The organism is Helicobacter pylori, from assembly GCF_001998165.1.
Lineage (GTDB): Bacteria > Campylobacterota > Campylobacteria > Campylobacterales > Helicobacteraceae > Helicobacter > Helicobacter pylori_DL.
This window is the reverse complement of sequence record NZ_MTWR01000173.1, coordinates 1-365: the sequence shown is the minus strand read 5'-3', so window position 1 is coordinate 365 and position 365 is coordinate 1. Positions and strand designations below refer to the sequence as shown.

Below are 365 nucleotides of genomic sequence, written 5' to 3'. Positions count from 1 at the left end.
TTTATCTTGTAGAAGCGCTAATAAGGCGTTATCGTTTAAAAGCGTGGGGTAGGGGGTATTGCTTTTAGAGGTCGCATCAATACCGAGTTTCCCCCCCATAGCGTATTCAGGGCTTGCATGATCTAAGGCGTCGCATACGCCTTGAGAGATGAGCGCGTTTTCTTTAGAAAAATTTTCCAGTATGACAAAGCTCATCTGCCCAACGCCCCAAAAAGCATGCATGACTTGCTTGGCATGAGCTTTATAGCGCGTGTGTATTTTAGCTAAAATCAAATTATGAAACACCCCAAAAGGGGGCTTACCCACCACAGTGGCTAAGTAAATGGAATCTTTTTTATAGCTAATGGTTTTGCCTTCTAAAACAG

General features: G+C 43.3%; 1 pseudogene. It reads right to left on the bottom strand.

Annotated elements, in window-relative coordinates:
• Nucleotides 1-365 (bottom strand): annotated as a pseudogene (locus tag BZK24_RS08740) (menaquinone biosynthesis decarboxylase); the annotation flags it as partial.